The 18,599-nt window shown below is 50.4% G+C and carries 22 protein-coding genes and 1 tRNA gene; 11 read left to right on the top strand and 12 right to left on the bottom strand.

Annotation, left to right across the window (positions count from 1 at the left end):
- Window positions 1–5: 5 nt before the first annotated feature.
- Window positions 6–851 carry a cell wall-active antibiotics response protein gene (locus tag K3G39_RS11650; protein ID WP_220626334.1) on the bottom strand — a complete coding sequence of 282 codons (846 nt, stop codon included), beginning with the start codon at window positions 849–851 and terminating at the stop codon, window positions 6–8.
- A 211-nt stretch (window positions 852–1,062) separates the two neighbouring features.
- On the opposite strand from K3G39_RS11650, the gene pheS reads away from it, so the two are divergent.
- The 5 genes from pheS (at window position 1,063) to K3G39_RS11625 (ending at window position 4,031) form a co-directional block, all read left to right on the top strand.
- Complete coding sequence (pheS, locus tag K3G39_RS11645) at window positions 1,063–2,091, top strand: phenylalanine--tRNA ligase subunit alpha (protein ID WP_220626333.1); 1,029 nt, start codon at window positions 1,063–1,065, stop codon at window positions 2,089–2,091.
- A 91-nt stretch (window positions 2,092–2,182) separates the two neighbouring features.
- Window positions 2,183–3,040 carry a 3-hydroxyacyl-CoA dehydrogenase family protein gene (locus K3G39_RS11640; RefSeq protein ID WP_220626332.1) on the top strand — a complete coding sequence of 286 codons (858 nt, stop codon included), beginning with the start codon at window positions 2,183–2,185 and terminating at the stop codon, window positions 3,038–3,040.
- Window positions 3,000–3,452, top strand: a complete 453-nt coding sequence (locus tag K3G39_RS11635) for a hypothetical protein (protein ID WP_255594260.1) — start codon at window positions 3,000–3,002, stop codon at window positions 3,450–3,452. Before K3G39_RS11640 ends, K3G39_RS11635 begins: the two co-directional genes overlap by 41 nt.
- Before the next feature lie 137 nt (window positions 3,453–3,589).
- Window positions 3,590–3,663: transfer RNA gene (locus tag K3G39_RS11630), tRNA-Asn, on the top strand.
- Window positions 3,664–3,860: 197 nt separating this feature from the next.
- The gene (locus K3G39_RS11625) at window positions 3,861–4,031 is read left to right on the top strand and encodes a hypothetical protein (RefSeq protein ID WP_220626331.1); all 171 of its coding nucleotides are present in this window, start codon (window positions 3,861–3,863) and stop codon (window positions 4,029–4,031) included.
- Window positions 4,032–4,097: 66 nt separating this feature from the next.
- Here K3G39_RS11625 and K3G39_RS11620 read toward each other — a convergent pair whose 3' ends face one another.
- From K3G39_RS11620 to K3G39_RS11605, 4 genes are all read right to left on the bottom strand, one after another.
- Window positions 4,098–4,712 carry a sterol desaturase family protein gene (locus K3G39_RS11620; RefSeq protein ID WP_220626330.1) on the bottom strand — a complete coding sequence of 205 codons (615 nt, stop codon included), beginning with the start codon at window positions 4,710–4,712 and terminating at the stop codon, window positions 4,098–4,100.
- A gap of 107 nt (window positions 4,713–4,819) precedes the next feature.
- Window positions 4,820–5,341, bottom strand: a complete 522-nt coding sequence (locus K3G39_RS11615) for a shikimate kinase (protein WP_255594259.1) — start codon at window positions 5,339–5,341, stop codon at window positions 4,820–4,822.
- Between the two features lie 15 nt (window positions 5,342–5,356).
- Entirely contained in the window at window positions 5,357–6,448 is a 1,092-nt protein-coding gene (locus K3G39_RS11610; protein ID WP_220626329.1) for a BT_3928 family protein, read from the bottom strand.
- Window positions 6,449–6,640: 192 nt separating this feature from the next.
- The gene (locus K3G39_RS11605; protein WP_220626328.1) at window positions 6,641–7,195 is read right to left on the bottom strand and encodes a DUF1599 domain-containing protein; all 555 of its coding nucleotides are present in this window, start codon (window positions 7,193–7,195) and stop codon (window positions 6,641–6,643) included.
- A 42-nt stretch (window positions 7,196–7,237) separates the two neighbouring features.
- On the opposite strand from K3G39_RS11605, the gene folP reads away from it, so the two are divergent.
- From folP to K3G39_RS11590, 3 genes are all read left to right on the top strand, one after another.
- On the top strand, window positions 7,238–8,095 hold the full coding sequence (gene folP / locus K3G39_RS11600; RefSeq protein ID WP_220626405.1) for a dihydropteroate synthase: 858 nt from the start codon (window positions 7,238–7,240) through the stop codon (window positions 8,093–8,095).
- Entirely contained in the window at window positions 8,092–8,937 is an 846-nt protein-coding gene (cdaA, locus tag K3G39_RS11595) for a diadenylate cyclase CdaA (protein WP_220626327.1), read from the top strand. The genes folP and cdaA overlap by 4 nt, the downstream gene beginning before the upstream one ends.
- 291 nt (window positions 8,938–9,228) lie before the next feature.
- Window positions 9,229–9,570 (top strand): hypothetical protein, encoded by a 342-nt coding sequence (locus tag K3G39_RS11590; RefSeq protein ID WP_220626326.1) that lies wholly within the window; start codon window positions 9,229–9,231, stop codon window positions 9,568–9,570.
- A 347-nt stretch (window positions 9,571–9,917) separates the two neighbouring features.
- On the opposite strand, the gene K3G39_RS11585 is transcribed toward K3G39_RS11590, so the two are convergent.
- The 6 genes from K3G39_RS11585 to K3G39_RS11560 form a co-directional block, all read right to left on the bottom strand.
- Window positions 9,918–10,358: a hypothetical protein gene (locus tag K3G39_RS11585; protein WP_220626325.1), complete on the bottom strand. Its 441-nt coding sequence runs from the start codon at window positions 10,356–10,358 to the stop codon at window positions 9,918–9,920.
- Window positions 10,359–10,377: 19 nt separating this feature from the next.
- Window positions 10,378–10,596, bottom strand: coding sequence for a PLDc N-terminal domain-containing protein (locus K3G39_RS11580; protein WP_220626324.1), 219 nt, complete (start codon window positions 10,594–10,596; stop codon window positions 10,378–10,380).
- 27 nt (window positions 10,597–10,623) lie between these two features.
- Window positions 10,624–11,154, bottom strand: coding sequence for a hypothetical protein (locus K3G39_RS11575; protein ID WP_220626323.1), 531 nt, complete (start codon window positions 11,152–11,154; stop codon window positions 10,624–10,626).
- A gap of 7 nt (window positions 11,155–11,161) precedes the next feature.
- On the bottom strand, window positions 11,162–11,452 hold the full coding sequence (locus K3G39_RS11570; protein ID WP_220626322.1) for a hypothetical protein: 291 nt from the start codon (window positions 11,450–11,452) through the stop codon (window positions 11,162–11,164).
- A 94-nt stretch (window positions 11,453–11,546) separates the two neighbouring features.
- Window positions 11,547–12,743, bottom strand: a complete 1,197-nt coding sequence (gene kbl / locus K3G39_RS11565; RefSeq protein ID WP_220626321.1) for a glycine C-acetyltransferase — start codon at window positions 12,741–12,743, stop codon at window positions 11,547–11,549.
- A 65-nt stretch (window positions 12,744–12,808) separates the two neighbouring features.
- Window positions 12,809–13,921 (bottom strand): hypothetical protein, encoded by a 1,113-nt coding sequence (locus K3G39_RS11560; RefSeq protein WP_220626320.1) that lies wholly within the window; start codon window positions 13,919–13,921, stop codon window positions 12,809–12,811.
- A gap of 375 nt (window positions 13,922–14,296) precedes the next feature.
- On the opposite strand from K3G39_RS11560, the gene K3G39_RS11555 reads away from it, so the two are divergent.
- The 3 genes from K3G39_RS11555 to K3G39_RS11545 all read left to right on the top strand — a co-directional run bounded on the left by K3G39_RS11555 (window position 14,297) and on the right by K3G39_RS11545 (window position 17,529).
- Complete coding sequence (locus tag K3G39_RS11555; protein ID WP_220626319.1) at window positions 14,297–15,274, top strand: NAD-dependent epimerase/dehydratase family protein; 978 nt, start codon at window positions 14,297–14,299, stop codon at window positions 15,272–15,274.
- 386 nt (window positions 15,275–15,660) lie between these two features.
- The gene (locus K3G39_RS11550; protein ID WP_220626318.1) at window positions 15,661–15,999 is read left to right on the top strand and encodes a co-chaperone YbbN; all 339 of its coding nucleotides are present in this window, start codon (window positions 15,661–15,663) and stop codon (window positions 15,997–15,999) included.
- Window positions 16,000–16,074: 75 nt separating this feature from the next.
- A complete protein-coding gene (locus K3G39_RS11545) occupies window positions 16,075–17,529 on the top strand; it encodes a DUF4403 family protein (protein WP_220626317.1) in 1,455 nt (484 codons plus the stop codon).
- Window positions 17,530–17,660: 131 nt separating this feature from the next.
- Here the strand turns inward: K3G39_RS11545 and K3G39_RS11540 are convergent, their stop codons facing one another.
- Window positions 17,661–18,389, bottom strand: coding sequence for a hypothetical protein (locus K3G39_RS11540; protein WP_220626316.1), 729 nt, complete (start codon window positions 18,387–18,389; stop codon window positions 17,661–17,663).
- Between the last annotated feature and the right edge of the window lie 210 nt (window positions 18,390–18,599).

Below are 18,599 nucleotides of genomic sequence, written 5' to 3'. Positions count from 1 at the left end.
ATAACTTAGTAACTTTTGATGTTCAGGCCGCCAAACAGGGTAGTACCCTTCAGGATCAGCACCTTGTTAGGGTCGTAGCCTTGCTGGTAGGCCGGGCGCTTGTCGTCAATGCCCCCCAGTATCGCCACCATGTCATCCGATTTAATGTGCCAGTGCGGTGGAACAATCAGGGTGGTGCCTCCGAAAATCTGCGTGGCCTCCAGCACGATGGGGTGCTGTATGTCAGCCTGCATCAGGTTCAGCTCCGTGCCCCCGAACACACTCACTACTTCGCCTCCCTTGAAGTTTTTAGAGACGATGTTTTTTTTGATTCCTCCAAAAACCGCGGCACTGTCAATATGGTCTTCGGGTCCGTACCCCGCCTGTTCGGTTGCCCCGGTATAGCCTCCTGAGGTATAGGCCTCCTCTCCGGTGTAGTCAGTATAAGCACCGGGGTAGGCACCGTTCACCGGGTCAGTATAATAGCCGGGTACGTCTTCTGGCCTGGGGTTGGCAGGGAGCTGATTCTCCCAGGGGTTGCGCTTCTTAGGTTTCAGCATCAGCCATAGCCCCAGACCGATAATCAGGATTGGCCAGAAATACAGTTTCAGGTTAATGTTGAGGAAAAAGTGCTTGTCGAGCAGGAAAACTCCGCCGATCACGATCAGCACCAGCCAGCTTGGTTTCTGAAAAGAGTGCTTAAAGCCCAGGTACACGCCCAACGCGATCAGGAACATCGGCCAGGAAAACACCCAGCCCGGCAAAAAGAGAATGCCCATTTTGGCGGTGAGCAACAGCACGCCCACCATCAGCAGAAACATACCGGCCATTTTGCCGGAGTTTCCTTTCGTATTATAATCTCTGTTTTTCATGGTTTTATTTCGCTTTAGTTTCAGTTTCTGTTCCAAAGGTATAAGATGCCCCAGATCAACTCAATGGCTATTAGGCTACCTTTGGACAGAAGTCGGTAAACGGCCAGTTAGCGTCGGTAAACCAAGATAACATTTGTTTACCGAATGGCAAGGTTTAGCAAAGCGCCTTATTTTGGCGTTCGCATTTCTCAAATTATTATCTTTGCATACTATGGTTGAGAATATACAGAGAGTAGCACAAGAGATAGAGGCTGCGCAGCTGACAAGCGCTGCCGAACTGGAGCAATTCCGCATTGCATACATGGGTCGCAAAGGTGCCATCGCCGCCCTTTTCGATGACCTTAAAAAAGTAGCGCCGGAGCAGCGCCGCCAGGTGGGCCAGGAGCTGAACCAGCTCAAAAACCGCGCACAAGCCCGTTTCGACGAGGCGCAGGAGCAGCTAAGCAACGCCAGCGCTGGTTCTGAAGCCGAGAACGCTTTTGACTTTACGCTACCTCCTATACCTAACACCCTGGGTACCCGCCACCCGCTTTCGCTGGTGCGTGCCGAGATCGTGCGTATTTTCGAGCGCATCGGCTTCAACGTGGCCGATGGATCAGAAATTGAGGATGACTGGCACAACTTTACGGCGCTCAACTTCCCTGAAAACCACCCGGCCCGCGAAATGCAGGATACTTTCTTCCTGAGCGAAGACCGCGACAAATTGCTTCGTACCCATACCTCCAACGTGCAGGTGCGCCTGATGGAAAACAACCAGCCGCCGCTGCGTAGCATCATGCCGGGCCGCGTATACCGCAACGAAGCCATTTCGGCCCGTGCGCACATGGTTTTCCAGCAAGTGGAAGGCCTGTATGTGAACAAAGGCGTGAGCTTCAAAGACCTGAAAGAAACGCTTTATTATTTTGCCAAGGAGATGTTCGGGCAGGAGACCAAAATCCGTTTCCGTCCGTCGTTCTTCCCGTTCACTGAGCCGAGCGCCGAGATCGATATTTCGTGCCTCATCTGCAAAGGCGAAGGCTGCAACATCTGCAAGCAATCGGGTTGGGTAGAGATTGGCGGTGCTGGTATGGTAGACCCGAATGTGCTCAGCAACTGCGGCATCGATCCGGAGGTATACACAGGCTTTGCTTTCGGTATGGGCATTGAGCGCATCACCATGCTCCGCTACCAGATCAAAGATCTGCGCCTGTTCACCGAAAATGACGTGCGTTTCCTGCGGCAGTTTAAGGGGGTGATTTAGGTTTGAATGAGTGATTGAGCGAATGAGTGAATGTTTTGTTTGTAAGTATAGCAGCGCATTCACTCATTTTATTTAACAGACAATCAAAGCGATGAAGTTTGAGAACATCAAAACGATAGGTATAGTAGGTGCCGGCACCATGGGGCAGGGCATTGCGCAGATCTGTGCGCAGGCCGGGTATAAGACCATCCTGTTCGATATCAATGCGCAGGTGCTGCAGAAGGCCAAAGCCACTACCATCAAAAACCTCGACAAAGGGATTGAGCGTGGTAAGCTGACTGAGGCTGAGAAACAGGCAGCTTTGGCAAATCTTACTTATACCGGCGATACACTACAACTGAGTTGCGATGTTATCATAGAAGCCGTGGTAGAGCGCCTGGAGGTGAAGCAGAGCATTTTCAAGGACCTGGATGCGGTGAACACGCCGGATACCATTTTCGCTTCTAATACGTCGTCTATACCTATTACACGCATCGCGGCCGGTATACCGCACCCGGAGCGGGTAGTAGGTATGCACTTCTTTAATCCGGCCCATATCATGAAGCTGGTGGAAGTGATCTCAGGAGCCGCCACATCACCGGAGGTAGCTGAAACCATCAGGCAGTTGGCTCTGAAACTGGAGAAGAAGCCGGTAATGGCCAAGGACGCACCTGGCTTTATTGTGAACCGGGTGGCACGCCACTTCTACGTGGAGGGACTCAAGCTGCTTGAAGAAGGTGTGGCCGATGCCAAAGGTATAGACCGACTCATGCAGGCCAGCGGCTTCAAGATGGGCCCCTTCGAACTGATGGACCTGATCGGCGTAGACACCAATTATTCTGTCACCTCCTCCATGTTTGAGGCTTTCCATTATGACCCAAAATTCAGACCGAGCCGCATACAGCAGCAGAAAGTGGATGCCGGCCACCATGGCCGCAAATCTGGCAAAGGCTTCTACGAGTATCAGTAAGCTCGTCTGCCTGCTTGCCCTGGTGCTGCTCGCCTCCTGCGGCAGCGATAACCCGGGGCCAGGTATACCCAACGTGCCGGTAAGCGAACAGATCAACGTAAACAGCCAACTGTACACACGCTTGCGGCAGGACGGTGGCTACGTATACCTGAACTCCGGTTACAAGGGCATTATCGTGATCCGGCAGAACGCAAACCTATACCTGGCTTTTGAGCGGGCCTGCCCCTATGACCCTACTGCGGGCGCACCCTGCGGTCAGGTAGAGGCAGACCAGTCTAACCTCTTTATTGTGGACAATTGCTGCGGATCGCAGTTCAATTTTCAGGGTGGCGTAATGACCGGCCCTGCTGTATATGGGCTCAGGCAATACCGCACCGCGCTAAACGGCTCGCTGCTCTCCATTTTCAATTAAAATTTTCAGATTGATTCACAATCATTTACAGTTCACTCAAAATATTTTTTGGTCCAGTACTTGCGTAGTAAGCTTTCGCGCCGTAATATTGCACCATCATTCGACGGTAGAGGCCGTCACTGAACATAAAAAAACATTCCTCCTTAGCTCAGTTGGTTAGAGCACCTGACTGTTAATCAGGGGGTCCCTGGTTCGAGCCCAGGAGGGGGAGCAAAAAGCCACTCAATCGAGTGGCTTTTTTGTTTTATGTCCTCTCAGTCATTCCCGGCCGGCTTGTTACCGCCCCAAATCCAACCTTTTCCCATAAAAGCAAGTATCTGATATATATGACCACTTCGTCATATTAGCCACGGCCATGTGCTTTATAGAGTGCAAATGCTGTGCTGTCAACTTAAACTAAACAAGACCATGAAAAATATAAGATTATACCTGCCAATTCTGTTTGTACTGATGGCAGTTACCATGAGCAGCTGCGAATTAATCGGAGACATCTTCCAGGCTGGCATGTGGACAGCACTTATCATCATCGTTCTGATCGTAGCCCTGGTGGGCTGGCTGTTCAGCCGCTTCAGACGATAACCGCAATACCTAACAAAAGAAAAGGGAGCCAATCGGCTCCCTTTTTGATTTATCTATACCTGGAAACTACTTTGCATTTGTACGCTTCGGCATAGTACCCAATATGTAGTCCCATAGCGGCGACGACACGCCGTAAGCCACGTTGGGATCTTTGTAGTGGTGAATGCTGTGGTGGATCCAGAGTTGCTTCAGGAAATTTTTGGGCGGCGCATAGGCATGTACCGCGTAGTGCACAAACAGGTATAGCGCATAGCCAAACAGCAAACCGGCCACTACGCCAAACACAAATTGCCCGAAGATCAGCTTGAACACAAAGAAGAAGAACGAAGCGATGAACAAACTCACGATTGGCGGCATGGCCAGGCGCTCTTTGTCTTTCGGGTACTCGTGGTGATTGCCGTGGAAGGTATACTGGATGCGTTCCTTCATAGGTGTGTCGGTTTCCATGTGAAACACGAAACGGTGCGCACAATACTCGATCAGGGAGAAAATAAGCCAGCCCAGCAGAAAGAAGCCGATCGCCTCCAGCACATTAATAAAACTGTATGTTATACCATAGTAAATCAGCCCGATAGCGATGACGATAAAAATGGAAATTGGTAGTGCGATGTGTGTACGTGTCAGTCTTTCCAGCACAGGGTTCTGGAATATCTGGGCTTGTCCTTTGTGATTGGGTTTCATAGTCAGGTTTTGCTAAAAACGGATTTTAACTGCAAAATTAGTCAAATATTAGGTATACCGTATGTATTTATCCGCTGCAATACATAAGCGGTAACGCGGAGTTTTTATTATGGTTTAACTAACGATTCTAATCGTTCAATGTTATACCTTTTTCCCGATACCGTATACCTGGCCTGTTTGTAGAATACCCGTCGTGCAGCTAATGTTTTGACTATGAAATCCTTCAGCTCCACTTCGTTTTTTTGAGCCAGCAGGGGGCGCTGACGTAGATCTGTCGCAAGCAGGCGTTGGGTAAGTTCCTCAGCCGGCACATCCAGAAAGATGCTGGTGCCATGCTGGTTGATAAAAATCATGTTATCGAAGAAGCAGGGGGTGCCACCGCCGGTAGCGACAATGACGCGCTCGAACTCCTGAGCCACTGCCTCCAGCGCCTGCCGTTCCTTTTGCCTAAATAACTCCTGCCCCCCCGCCTCAAACAGTTGCGTAATGCTATAGCCTTCCTGTTGCTCGATGTACTCGTCGAGGTCTACGAACGTATAGCCGAGCCGCCCGGCCAGCTCACGTCCCAGCGTGGTCTTGCCGGCTCCCATCATACCGATCAGGAAAATGCGCTGCGTGTTCAAAGCCAAGGTATAGCGTTTCGCTTACAGCAAGCTCACCAGTTCCGACACTTCGGGCGTATCGTTGTGATGCCACATGCCTTTCACGGTGCCGTCTTCCAGCAGCATAGTGCCGGGGTTGGAGCGCATCATGGTTTTAAGTACAGTACCGTCACCGAAGAAATAAGGCGCGGCCAGACTCACTTCGTGACGGAAAGCCTCAAACTCCAGGTGGCCAGACGAGGTGATGACAACCGGGGTTATACCTTGCTGCTCGGCTTCCCGCACCAGTTTGGTTATTTTATCGATGTTGCTGCGGTTGGCTTTGTCCACACTATGCACGATCACGAGCAGCTTTTTACCGCTCAAAATCTCTTGTGTGAAGTCTCCCTGATCGTTCCACACGTTGAAGTCGGTAATCTTGGGGCCATCCTCCGGATTCACGGCAACCATCTCTTTAAAGGTATAGGCATCGTCCATCGGGTAGTCCTCGAACTCCTGCTCCTGTCCGTCTTTCACCATCACATACTTGTAGCGCAGTGGTGCCGAAGGTTTCATAAGGGCAGGAATGTTGTTGCCTATTTTATAAGCGCGGAAGTCGACATAAGGCAGGTGCTCATAAGCATACCAGCCGATGCCTACCGAAATCAAGGCAGTAAGTGCTGTTACGACCGCGCCCACTTTAGGCTGCACCAACGGCTGCAGGTAACGTTTATTGATAAGCAGCCAAACGATCATCACCAGCAGCACGATGTCTTTGGTAAACGACTCCCAAGGCGTGAGTTTGATGGCATCGCCGAAGCAGCCGCAGTCGGTTACTTTGTTGAAGTATGCTGAGAAAAAGGTCAGGAAGGTAAAGAAAACGATCATGGCCAGCAGCAACCACAGCACTTCTTTCAGTTTCCAGCGGATAAGCAGCGCCACGCCCAGCACAATTTCGGCCGCACTCAGGAAGATGGACAGAAACAGCGCCGCCGGCACCAGCGACAAAAACACCGGTGAAAAATCATGGGCGAATACCTCAAAGTACTCCTCCAGTTTGATGGCCGTACCTACCGGGTCGTTGATCTTGATCATGCCCGAGAAGATGAAGAGAACTCCTACAAAGAGCCAGAAAAACTTAGTGATGTGTCGCATTTTGAGTTTGAGATTTTAAGTATGTGGGAGTTTAGGAAACCACAATACCGGATCACCTATACCTCCTAATATCTTCTATTTTAGAGTATTGTCATTTCGAACGCTATTGAGAAATCTGAAGCGTTATCGTGGATTAAAAACTCCAGATCTCTCCAAAGGGTCGAGATGACATGTTTGTACACAGGCTATACCTTACTTCACTGTTTCCGCAAAGCCCGATTTTATCAGAGCGAACACGGCGTAGTTAATCATATCGCGGTAGTTGGCTTCCACGCCTTCCGAGATCAGGGTATGGCCTTCGTTGTCTTCTATTTGCTTGGTGCGGTAGAGCTTCATCAGAATAATGTCAGTGATGGAGCTCACGCGCATGTCGCGCCAGGCCTCGCCGTAGTCATGGTTTTTGGCGTTGAGTAGTTTGATGTTTTCCTCAATATGGGTGGTGTACATGCGCTCCACTTCCTCTGCCGAAAGCGTCAGTTCGTCACTCTCCTGCAGACCAAGCTGCATCAGGGCGATCACGCAGTAATTGATAATACCCACAAATTCGTCGCGGATGTCATCCTCCACCATTTGTTTGCCCTTCTCCTGAATGGAGCGGATGCGCTGCGCCTTGATAAAGATCTGGTCGGTGATGGATGACAGGCGCAGCACGCGCCAGGCGGTGCCGTAATCTTTGGTCTTCTTGACGAAGGTATCTTTGCAGCGGTTTACTACCTGATTATATTCCTGGAGTGTTTGACTAATCAACTTTTTAGCTTTAATTTTAAACGATTGACAGATACGCCAACATTGGAATCGAAAGATAAGTTTTTTCGAAGGAAAAGCACACTTAACTGCCGCGGAAAAATCCTTTCGCTGGACACGCCGCTCGTGATGGGCATCCTAAACGTTACGCCTGACTCCTTTTATGCCGGCAGCCGGCTCAGCTCTCTCGACGATGTATTGCACCGCACCGAAAGCATGCTGCGCGACGGCGCTGATATCCTCGACCTGGGAGGTTACTCTTCGCGACCGGGTGCTGTGGAGGTCTCGGTAGCCGAAGAACTGGACCGGGTTATACCTGCCGTCGAAGCCGTTATGCAGCATTTTCCGGAGGCTGTTATTTCCGTGGATACCTTCCGGGCCGAAGTGGCCGAAGCAAGTATACAGGCCGGTGCCTCGATCATCAACGACATTTCGGGCGGCAACCTGGATGAGGCCATGTTCGAAACCGTGGCGCGACTGCAGGTGCCGTACATACTCATGCATATGCGCGGCACACCGCAAACCATGAACAGCCTCACGGATTATAATGACCTGGTGCTGGGCGTGATTGATGAGTTGCAGGCTAAAGTGGCACAGTTGAAAAACCTTGGTGTGAACGACATTATTTTGGACCCGGGTTTCGGTTTTGCCAAGACCGTGGACCAGAACTTTGAGCTAATGCGCCGCCTTGAGGAACTTCGTATACTCGAGCTGCCGTTACTAGTGGGAGTATCCCGCAAGTCTATGACCTACAAGTACCTGGGCATCGACCAATCTGAAGCACTGGCTGGCACAATAGCACTTAACACCATCGCGTTAACAAAGGGCGCCGACATTTTGCGGGTGCACGACGTAAAAGAAACTAAACAGACTATCCAACTATACACGAAAGTAACGCATTGATTCCTTTATTTACACTGGGTTTTTTGGAGATTGAGTTGCTGGATGTGCTCGACATCCTGCTCGTCACAGTATTGCTTTACCAGCTCTACAAGCTCCTGACCGGTAGCGTGGCCCTCAAAATTTTCCTGGGGCTGCTGTCCGTATACCTGCTATACCTGGTAGTGAGGGCGGCAGGTATGGAGTTGCTCAGCATCATTCTCGGCCAGTTTATGGGAGTAGGTGTGCTGGCGGCCATCATCGTGTTCCAGCCCGAAATCCGGCGCTTTCTTTTGCTTATCGGTAAAACTACCTCTCTCAACCACGACCGCTTCTGGGGATTTGCGTGGCGCCGGGAGCAGGTTGACAAGCTCAGCCTCACTCCTTTTATAGAAGCCGCCAAATCGCTGGCCGCCAAAAATACGGGAGCACTGATTGTGTTTGCCAAGAGTTCTGAACTGAAATATTACGCTGAGTCCGGTGACCTGATCGATGCTGTGATCTCGAAGCGCCTGCTCATGTCGATCTTTAACAAGACGAGTCCGCTGCACGATGGTGCCGTGATCATTTCGGGCAATCGCATCAAAGCGGCCCGCTGTATTTTGCCCGTAACAGAGAACAACGATATACCTGCTTCAATGGGTCTTCGTCACCGCGCCGCCATTGGCCTTACGGAAGTGACAGACAGTGTGGTGCTTGTGGTATCAGAAGAAACAGGCCAGATCGCGCTGGTGCGCAATGCCGAGGTATTCCGCAACCTTTCCTCAGCCGACCTGCGCGTGAAACTCAACCAATACCTGTTCGACACAGACCAGAAAACAGCTGCTGCTCCAGCTCCTGCCGAGAAGTCGGTGAGTGCCGCTTAAGGTATAAACTGCATTAAAAGCAAAGCCAGCCTCTTGGGGCTGGCTTTTTTATTTGCTCTGGCCATACCTGGCTGCTATACCTCATCTTTAGAATAAGACGTGGTGGGGTCTTCCACCACAAAGTGTGGAAATCATTCCCCACCTTTTTACGCGCTTCCACAGTTTAAGCAAAATCCAATTAATTCATAATCCCATGATTTACAGCATCTTAATCAACAAATCAACTTGTGGCACGGTTATGCCAATAGGGCTATGCGAATCAAATGTTAATCAGAACTAAACTAACAAAATATGAAAAAAGTAACTTTTTTAGCAGCCGCCATTGCCCTTCTTGGATTTACATCAATCGATGCAAACGCACAAGCTACACAGACTGCTGAGCAAGCTCAGACACAAACTCAAAACGACAATAAAGAAAAAGTTACCAAAGATCAGCTTCCCGAGCCTGTAAAGGCAGTGTTGGATCACGAAACTTATAAAGAGTGGACGGTAGGCGACATTTATAAAGTGAAGCCGGCTGAAGGTGATGCAAACGCAAAAGTTGTTTACGAGATCAACCTCACGAACAAAGAAGGCCAGACTGGCACGATCACTCTTGACGAACAAGGCCAGGACGCTTCTAAAGAACAATAGCCATAGCGCATTTAAGACAATACTTAGAACTAATTATGGAAAGGGCCTCCGCTAAGCGGAGGCTTTTTTATTTTGTAGATTTCATTGCACTTTCTTCGCTCAGCAGTTGCTCTACCTGCTCTTTCAAGCTTTTGTAGTTGATAGCATTTGCCTGCTCCTGTGTAGTCGTCACTTTTCCCCTTTGTCGTTTGTGTAAGTCATCGGCACAGCTGCCCCTTGTGAAAAACTTACAATCTTTCTTTCGTGTTTATCACATAGTTTGCAGAATAGCCAAGAATATGTCTGAAGCCAGAGATATTCAGTATATGAGCGCTCTCTTCCTGTTTTATGGAGGGGACAAGTAAAATCTAGTCATTGCACTTCTTTGCCAACTCGAAAAGCTTTTCATCTTTGTTGTCATGAAAGAGCACCACAAAAGTCACTTTATCCGCAAACTCCTTAGCTACCTTGTTCAGAACCGGGACTTCACTAACACAGCCGGCGCACCAAGTAGCAGAATTAATTAGCAGCAGGGGCTTGTCGAGGCTTTCGAGTTTTACATCCCTGTTATCCAGTGTTCTGAAGGTATGGTTGTCAATATAAGCGCCAATGATACTATACCTTACCGAATCGCTGTAAGCCAGCGCAAGCGACTTGTTACCTGCATCCCAGGCTTTCTGCTCCTTCACCTTAAATTGGGTTATTACGGGCTCTGTAACTGTTAGCATTTTTCTGTCTGCAGACTTAACCTGGTCATACCCTGTCAGGGCTAGCAACAGCATCGCAGCTATACCTAATGTTGTTTTCATTTATTGATCAATTGACCGTTTAGAGAGAAGCTCTTCTTTTCCAGAATACCCAATATGCCAGCAGGCCAAACACGGGCACAACCCAGAGCACAACCATCCAGAGGAGGCGTTCGGTCAGGCTATAGTTTGTTCTGAAGATCAGGTGGAGCAGCGAAAGCACAACCAATATGTAGTAGGCCACCACCACCAGCGCAATGGATCCGAAGAAAGGGTCATTTCCGATAAAACAGAATAACATAGAATAGGATTGAGGTTGAGATGAGTTTTAAAGTTTACCGTTTAGGAGCCTTACATAATCTTTCGCTTCGGCAACTAAAGTATCTTCGGGGTCTATTGCATCATCTTCAAAACGATTGTGCCCAGTCGTTTCGTAGTGCAGCAGTTTTCCGTTGACGAAGTAATAGCGACCATCAAAGGTCTTTTCAGTTTTATTCAGGTTAAATGTATCATTTTGTATGTCATACACAAAACTGTTGAACTGCTCTTGCACGAAAATCAGCTTACCATTTTTGAAGTAGTAATCCTTCGTTTCGAAGCCATTTGAAAGTCCTAACCACAACCTGATACTTCTGTTGGAACCAGCTTCATAAAATCCTTTTAATTCGCCTCCACCATCTGGCTGATTCTCCAAAAAAGCGTCTGCATCCAGTATAACTTCTGTAAAATTAGTAGCGGCATTGATAGTTGAAACTTCTTTCGAAATCTCTGCTATCAAATGCTCATTTTCCGATTGACCGCAAGCTGTCGCTACTGCTGAAAACAATAAAAATACACTAATAATAAATCGGTATTTCATCAGGTAACTACCCAAAAATAAGCTGACTGACAAACCAGGCCAGATAGGCCAGTGCCGGGGCGCTAAGCAGCAGCACCATACCCAGGTTCACACGCACCCATTGCGGATTGAGTATCATGCTTAAGTAGGCTTCAGCTGAGAGTAGAATAGAGAAGTAGAAAGTAATTTGCAGCAGCGTATCCGTCAGGTTTACCTCCCCGCGCATGTCGGCTGTAGCATAGGCCAGAAAAGAAATCACCAGCCAAGCCAGCACAGTGCCGAGCAGCAGCTGGCCAGCCTTTACTTTTATGTTGTTCATAGGTATAGCGGATAAGCAAGTTCATTACAAGGTATAGAAACAGCCACTCCCCCAATGGAAGCGGCTGTTTCTATACCTTGAAGAATTTGCAATCTTACTTGATCACACCAAGCTCTTTGCCTACCTCCACAAAAGAGGCAATACACTTATCCAGATGCGCACGATCGTGCACGGCAGAGAGTTGCACCCGGATACGGGCCTGGCCTTTTGGAACTACCGGGTAGTAGAACCCGATCACATAAATGCCTTTGTCGAGCATGCGGGCGGCGAACTCCTGCGCCAATGGTGCATCGTAGAGCATCACCGGCACAATAGGGTGGTCGCCTGGTTTGATGTCGAAACCGGCAGCCGTGATCTGCTCACGGAAATATTTGGTATTCCACTCCAGCTTGTCACGCAGCTCGGTGGTAGAACTCAGCAAATCAAGCACAGCGATGGACGCACCCACGATAGACGGCGCAAGTGAGTTAGAGAACAGGTATGGACGCGAGCGCTGGCGCAGCATCTCGATGATCTCTTTTTTGCCGGATGTAAAACCACCCATAGCACCACCCAGTGCTTTGCCCAACGTGCCTGTGATGATATCGATCTGGCCCATTACGTTGTGATATTCGTGCGTGCCGCGACCTGTCTTGCCCATAAAACCTGAGCTATGGCACTCGTCTACCATAATCAACGCTTTATACTTGTCGGCCAGCGCTACGATCTTGTCGAGCTGCGCTACCGTGCCGTCCATCGAGAAGGCCCCATCCGTTACGATGATGCGGTGCTTGGTGCCGGCATTTACGGCTTCCTGCAGCTTGGCTTCCAGGTCTTCCATGTTGTTATGCTCATAACGGAAGCGCTGCGCCTTACATAGACGGATGCCGTCGATGATGGAAGCGTGGTTCAGAGCATCCGAAATAATAGCGGACTCTGCATCAAACAAAGGCTCGAACACACCACCGTTCGCATCGAAAGCTGCTGCGTACAGGATGGTATCTTCTGTGCCCAGGAACTCAGAGATTTTGCGCTCCAGTTCTTTGTGGATGTCCTGGGTACCGCAGATAAAGCGCACGGAGCTCATACCATACCCGTGCGTGTCGATGGCGTTCTTGGCTGCCTCGATCACTTTCGGGTGAGCTGACAGGCCCAGGTAGTTGTTAGCACAGAAGTTGAGCACGTGCTGCATCTGCGTGGTATCGATATCGGCTCCCTGCGGCGTGGTGATAATACGCTCCTGCTTATACAAACCAGCTTCCTTGATCTCGGCAAGCTGTTTTTCCAAATCTGGTTTTAAGGTTTCGTACATGGGTTATCTTCGTTTAGCTGTTACTTGTTTTATTTTGTTTGGACAGGTATAGCACCTGCCTCCGATTATTCTTCTGTTTTAGGCGGCGGGCGGCGGATGATGGGCCGTGGCCGTGGAGGTTTTGGCTTTGGCGCTTCCTCTTCAGGTATAGCCGACTCTCCTGCTGCTCCATCAGGAATATCCGTTGCCCTTGGATTTAGCTGCTCCTCGGTTTTCAAGTTGGTAGTTGGTTCTGTTTCCGGTGCGGCAGCTGGCGGTGTTGGTCGCTTGATGACAGGACGCGGCCTCGTTGGTTTTGGTGCATCCTCGGCTACAGGCTGAGCTGGATGTTCTATACCTGTTGGAGCTGCTTCTGTGGCTGCGGGCTTTTCCTCAACATTTGGAACCGATTGCTGCTCCGCAGGTTTCTGCAAAGCGGCTGGCCTTTTGATGACCGGCCTTGGGCGCGGTAGCTTTGATGCGTCTGTGGCGGCTTCACTGGCTGGTGCTATACCTTCGGCTGGCTTTTCCGGCGCGGGTTGTTTCTCTCCTTGTGATGACTTTTGCAGCGCGGCAGGTCGCTTGATCACGGGCCTTGGCCGGGCAGGTTTGGCAGGTTCAGTTGATGTTTCTTCTGTAGTAGCAGCCTGTTCAGGTATAGCTTGCGTGTCCTGTTCTTGGCTGCCTGGCTGATCTTCTGGTTTTGCAAGAGCAGACGGGCGCTTGATTACTGGTCTGGCTCGTAGTGCTGCAGGCTTGGCGGCTTCTTCGGCTGGTTTTGCCGGAGCAGGCGCTTCTCCTTCGGCGGGAGGCGTTTGCAGGGCAGCCGGCCGGCGCACGACGGGTCTTGGTTTAGGCGCCTCGGCAGGCGTAACCGGCTTTTTCTCAGTTGTTTCCTGTGGAACTTCCGGGGTAACAGGTATAGCTGCAGGGCTTTCGGCTTCAGACCTCGGAGCGGGAGAGGCTGCGCGTCGGGCGGCAGGACGTGGAGCTGCTGTAGTGGCTGGCCTCGGCACATCCTCTTCACGCAGGTGGTAGCGCAGGCGCACGTTGTTGAGCACCATTTTCACGGCCACATAAAAGCTATTGGGGTGCATTTGCGCATACATGCTTTCCCAGACCTGGTACCGGGCCGGGTCTTCTGCCGCAAAGGCATCCCTGTTTATCCGCTTTTTTATAAGGTACTCTTCAAACGTCATAGTGCGCTGACCATGTGCTATACCTGCAAAGGTACGGAAACAGGCCTGAATCGTGTTTTATATTCGTCCAATCGGCCTTTTATACTATCTAAATCGGCCTTTTGCTCAACAAATATAAGAAAATCGCTCTCCTGAAACAGGATGGCATTATTTCTATTTTACCATTGCGTTACTTAATCGTTAAATCGGCTTGCAGCTATGTCAGGACCCGATCAGCCGCTATACCTTTGGCCTGTGGTGAAAGCATTTAATTAATGAGCTTGAAGCGCTTGCCTTTGGCAGGCGTTTTCTATTTCAGAGCCCCTGGGATTCTTACGCTTATACTTTCAGGATTGCCCTGAAATCGGTTACTTTGTGCAAATAATTTATCTGACTATGGCAAACACAAGTGACACGGTATTGGTGATTGGTGCCTGCGGACAACTTGGCTCTGAACTCACCCTCGAGCTCCGCAACATGTATGGCGGGTCTAATGTAGTGGCAGCCGACATTGCGGCTCCCAAGCAAGCTGACCTCCGCGACTCAGGCCCATTTGAGAAAGTGGATGTGCTGGACACAAACGTATTGGCCGAACTGGCCTCCAAATATAAATTCAAGCAGATTTACCACCTGGCAGCAGTGCTGTCGGCCACCGGCGAGAAGAATCCAAAGTTCGCCTGGAAACTGAACATGGAAGGCCTGTTCAACGTGCTGGACCTGTCGCTGGAGCACAAGGTGCAGAAGGTATACTGGCCAAGTTCTATCGCCGTTTTCGGCCCGAACACGCCGCGCCAGAACACACCGCAGCATACCATCATGGACCCGAACACGGTATATGGCATCAGTAAACAAGCTGGTGAGCGTTGGTGCGAATATTACTTCCAGAAGTATGGGTTGGACGTGCGCAGCCTCCGCTACCCGGGCCTGATTGGCTACAAAGCCCTGCCAGGCGGCGGCACCACCGACTATGCTGTGGATATCTACCACAAAGCTCTGGAAGGCCAAACATACGAGTGCTTCCTCAGCGAAGACACCTACCTGCCGATGATGTACATGCCGGATGCGCTCAAGTCAACACTGGACCTGATGCATGCCCCGGCTGAGCAGGTAAAGATTCGTGACTCTTACAACCTGAGCGCGATGAGCTTCTCGCCAAAGGAAATCACCGAATCAATCCAAAAGTTTATACCTGACTTCAAGATTACCTATAAGCCCGACTACCGTCAGCAAATCGCCGACTCGTGGCCGCAAAGCATTGACGACAGCACCGCCCAACAAGACTGGGGTTGGAAACCGGCCTACGACCTGGACGCGATGACGGAGGATATGCTCCTGAACCTGAAGAAAATGAAGGAAGAGCAGACAGTGGCGTAGGTATAGTGTTTCAAAGCATAACCGAAGCGGGTGGTGCAAAAGCATCATCCGTTTTTTTTTACTCACTAAACTATCTTATCATACCCGGACACTACCTGTAATAATTAGGCACAACATTTGCTTCAGACTATATAGTATTACAAGTATAAAAAGGAGTTGACGCGCCTATAGCCTTTGCTTTCCATTTGCCAATGAATGCCTCCGCCTTGGATTTGTATTTTAATAAAGATTAAAGATTAGCTACACTTGTATAATCAGCCGTCTGCATCTTGTTGGCGGCTGTTTTCTTATTCAGCAGTTAACCTATATTTTGCACAAAACGTCTATAAGTTACAGAAGTGCTGTCGCAGGGCCGCAGCAGGTATGCGACTACAAAATACGAGACCATGACTGTAACTGATATAAATGACGACAAGCTGCGCCAGCTGATATTTGAAAAAGAAAGAGTGATCGTGAAGTTCACGGACCCGGCTTGCCCGGTGTGCAAAAAACTTTCCCCTTCTTTCCAGAAGCTTTCTACCGAACATCAATATAACAACATTACCTTCTCGCGCATGAGTGCCAGCGAAAACCCTGTGTCTAGTCAGGAGGTTAAGCTAACGGGTACGCCATTTTTTGCTTCCTACCTGAAAGGAACAATTCAGGAGTGCGGCATTGTTGACACCGAAGAAGGCATCCGCGCTATGCTGACCCGGCTCCTGCAACCTGCTGGTCAGGAATCCTGATTTGCTATACCTTGCATAGGTATAGCACAGGTGCAAAAGCCGTAAATTGCGCCATTATTTAGAAGGTTATACCGCGTGCTCCGACTCACGACTCTACAGCTGGTTTTTATTTTATTCGTATTAGGCAGCCTGCTCACTTTTCAGGCCTGCTCCAGTACTGCCCGCCTTGATGCTATTGCCCCACCGGCTACCGTGGCGCATGCGCCCGTCTACCAGCCGAAGCTCTCTTCCATCAGCATACCTGTTTCCATTCCGCTGTCTGCCATCGAAGACAAACTCAACCAGGAAATACAGGGCACGCTTTACAAAGATGATAACCTGGACGACGACGACTTGATGGTGACGGTGCTCAAAAAGGGCCGCATGACCATCCGGGCTGAGAAGGATAAACTCTACTTTAGTGTGCCGCTGCAGGTATACGCCAAAGGCCGCTGGAACTGGAATCCCTGCAAGGCTTGCCCTTCGTTCAGCAAAACCGAGTCTACTTCTTTTGATATGGTCGTGCAAACTGAAAGCCGCTTCGGCCTGACCGACGATTATAAAGTGAACACGAGCACGAGCAGCAATTTTGAGTGGGGTAACACCAAGCCTTTCATTCATTTGGGTCCGCTCAAGATCGGACTTTCGCGCTTTATAGAGCCTGCCATGAAGCAGCAGATGAACACGATCGCCCGTCAGCTAGATAAGGAAATACAAGGCCGCCTGAACCTGCGCCAGTACGTGGCCGATACCTGGGTGCAAATGCAGCAGCCCGTGAAGCTGGACAACAACCTGAATGCCTGGCTCACCGTGAGTCCGCAGGAAGTGCGAATGGCGCCCTTATATGCTGAGAATGGTAGTCTGCACACCCGCCTCGGCATCAGCTCATTTATACGGGTGAGTACCGACGGCAAACCACAGACACAAGTAAACAAGAACCTGCCCCGCCTTATCATCGACAGCCGCCTGAACGACGACATCCAGATCGGGCTGACCGCGACCGTGCCCTATACCCATGCCAGCAGCTTACTACAGCAACAAGTGGCCAACCAAACCTATACCTTCGACGACGGTAAAAGTCAGCTTACCGTGAAAGACGCCGCCATCACCCCGAGCGGTGAGCAGCTGATCCTGATGCTGGATGTGGATGGGAAAACCAAAGCAGGCCTCTTCACCAAAAAGTTGGTCGGCAAGCTATACCTACGCGGCACGCCCTACTACGATCCACAGACCGCCTCCATCAAACTTCGCGACGCGGATTACGACTTCGACACCAAAGACATGCTGCTGAACACGGCCAACTGGCTCGTTAAAAACAAATTCAAGGAGATGATCCAGAGTCAGGTGAACATACCGGTGCAGAGCCAGCTGACCGATGTGCGAAATATGCTGCAGAAGACGCTGAACCAGTCAGGTCGCCTGCACGAAGCCGTGCTGTTGCGTGGTGCCGTCAGCGAGCTGGCACTTGAAAACATCTACCTGAGCCCGACAGGTATACAGGCCGTTGTGAATACACGCGGTACCCTCACGGCCACCATTGATAAGCTCTAGTTCCGGACGCAGGACTTAGACACAAGACTTTTTAAAAACGGGAAGGGCTGCCAGGTATGGCAGTCCTTCCCGTTTCTTCTCTTCTGTACCGGACCAGTATAAAATGATCCTTGTTCCCTGTACCCAAGGAACTAAAGTTTCTCTATTGGCGTGGGGCTGCTGAACACGCTATCCGGCACCTCAGCTGGAGCGGCTATGTCGGTTAGCTTGAACTCACCTTGGGAGTTGCTGCGGTCGGAGGCCAGTTTTATACTTCCGTAGTCTTTGTAATCGCTCCAGCGCCGGGTAAAGGAGGGCTCGGCATCCTCTGCGCTTCGGAAGAAGGCCCACTGCGCTACCAGCCCCTGCTCCTTATCCACCCATAGTTTATATTTGTTCTGTGGCGTGAGGCCAACCTGGGCAAAGGTCATCTCCAGCACATCGGCAGGGGCCCCATCCATGGTTTGCTCCTCGCCCACATACCGGAGCGTTACGCCCTCGTCCTGCAGCTTAAAGGGCATCACGAGCCAATAGGAGTTGTTTATCCAGAGGGCATAGGCGCGCTCCAGCAGCTTCTGTTTCTCCTCCGAGTTCTGCAGCTCCTGGCCCTCTACGTATACTTTGCCGTCCTTGGTGTCGATGTTGATAATGGCCACGAGGCTGTCTTGCTCCCAACGGAAAAGGTTCTGGTGTTTGTCCCACACCTGGTACTGGTCGTTGAAAGTCCAGGCAAGGTAGCGGGTGTCGTTCCAGCCTTTCTCCCCACCCATGTTTTCCATCACCTCCGAGGCTATACTTTTGGCTTTATCGTTGGGGCTTTGGTCACAGCCGGACAGCAGCAGGAACAGCAACAACGGTTGGAGGAGGTTTCGTAGCGACATCGGGCTATACTTTACGTTCGCTCCCGTGTACGGATTTATACCTGCGCAAGATACCGCCACGGTGCTGCTGCGCGGGGCCGCTGGTGCTTGAGAACGTTTTCCTGAGCATGGCAGGTATACAGGCTGCTGTGAGCGCACATGGCAACCTCGCCGACGCCATCGATAAGCGCTAGCATTTCCAACCTAACATTTATCGCTGCCGTATCAAAA

The organism is Pontibacter sp. HSC-14F20, from assembly GCF_019599265.1.
In the GTDB taxonomy this organism is placed as follows: Bacteria; Bacteroidota; Bacteroidia; order Cytophagales; family Hymenobacteraceae; genus Pontibacter.
The sequence above is the reverse complement of the archived record's forward strand: the minus strand, read 5'-3'. Positions and strand labels throughout refer to the sequence as shown.

Coding starts and splice junctions, on each gene's coding strand:
- K3G39_RS11650 (WP_220626334.1), bottom strand. CDS start 851: ATGAAAAACAGAGATTATAATACGAAAGGAAACTCCGGCAAAATGGCC.
- pheS (WP_220626333.1), top strand. CDS start 1,063: ATGGTTGAGAATATACAGAGAGTAGCACAAGAGATAGAGGCTGCGCAG.
- K3G39_RS11640 (WP_220626332.1), top strand. CDS start 2,183: ATGAAGTTTGAGAACATCAAAACGATAGGTATAGTAGGTGCCGGCACC.
- K3G39_RS11635 (WP_255594260.1), top strand. CDS start 3,000: ATGGCCGCAAATCTGGCAAAGGCTTCTACGAGTATCAGTAAGCTCGTC.
- K3G39_RS11625 (WP_220626331.1), top strand. CDS start 3,861: ATGAAAAATATAAGATTATACCTGCCAATTCTGTTTGTACTGATGGCA.
- K3G39_RS11620 (WP_220626330.1), bottom strand. CDS start 4,712: ATGAAACCCAATCACAAAGGACAAGCCCAGATATTCCAGAACCCTGTG.
- K3G39_RS11610 (WP_220626329.1), bottom strand. CDS start 6,448: ATGCGACACATCACTAAGTTTTTCTGGCTCTTTGTAGGAGTTCTCTTC.
- K3G39_RS11590 (WP_220626326.1), top strand. CDS start 9,229: ATGAAAAAAGTAACTTTTTTAGCAGCCGCCATTGCCCTTCTTGGATTT.
- K3G39_RS11585 (WP_220626325.1), bottom strand. CDS start 10,358: ATGAAAACAACATTAGGTATAGCTGCGATGCTGTTGCTAGCCCTGACA.
- K3G39_RS11580 (WP_220626324.1), bottom strand. CDS start 10,596: ATGTTATTCTGTTTTATCGGAAATGACCCTTTCTTCGGATCCATTGCG.
- K3G39_RS11575 (WP_220626323.1), bottom strand. CDS start 11,154: ATGAAATACCGATTTATTATTAGTGTATTTTTATTGTTTTCAGCAGTA.
- K3G39_RS11570 (WP_220626322.1), bottom strand. CDS start 11,452: ATGAACAACATAAAAGTAAAGGCTGGCCAGCTGCTGCTCGGCACTGTG.
- kbl (WP_220626321.1), bottom strand. CDS start 12,743: ATGTACGAAACCTTAAAACCAGATTTGGAAAAACAGCTTGCCGAGATC.
- K3G39_RS11560 (WP_220626320.1), bottom strand. CDS start 13,921: ATGACGTTTGAAGAGTACCTTATAAAAAAGCGGATAAACAGGGATGCC.
- K3G39_RS11555 (WP_220626319.1), top strand. CDS start 14,297: ATGGCAAACACAAGTGACACGGTATTGGTGATTGGTGCCTGCGGACAA.
- K3G39_RS11550 (WP_220626318.1), top strand. CDS start 15,661: ATGACTGTAACTGATATAAATGACGACAAGCTGCGCCAGCTGATATTT.
- K3G39_RS11540 (WP_220626316.1), bottom strand. CDS start 18,389: ATGTCGCTACGAAACCTCCTCCAACCGTTGTTGCTGTTCCTGCTGCTG.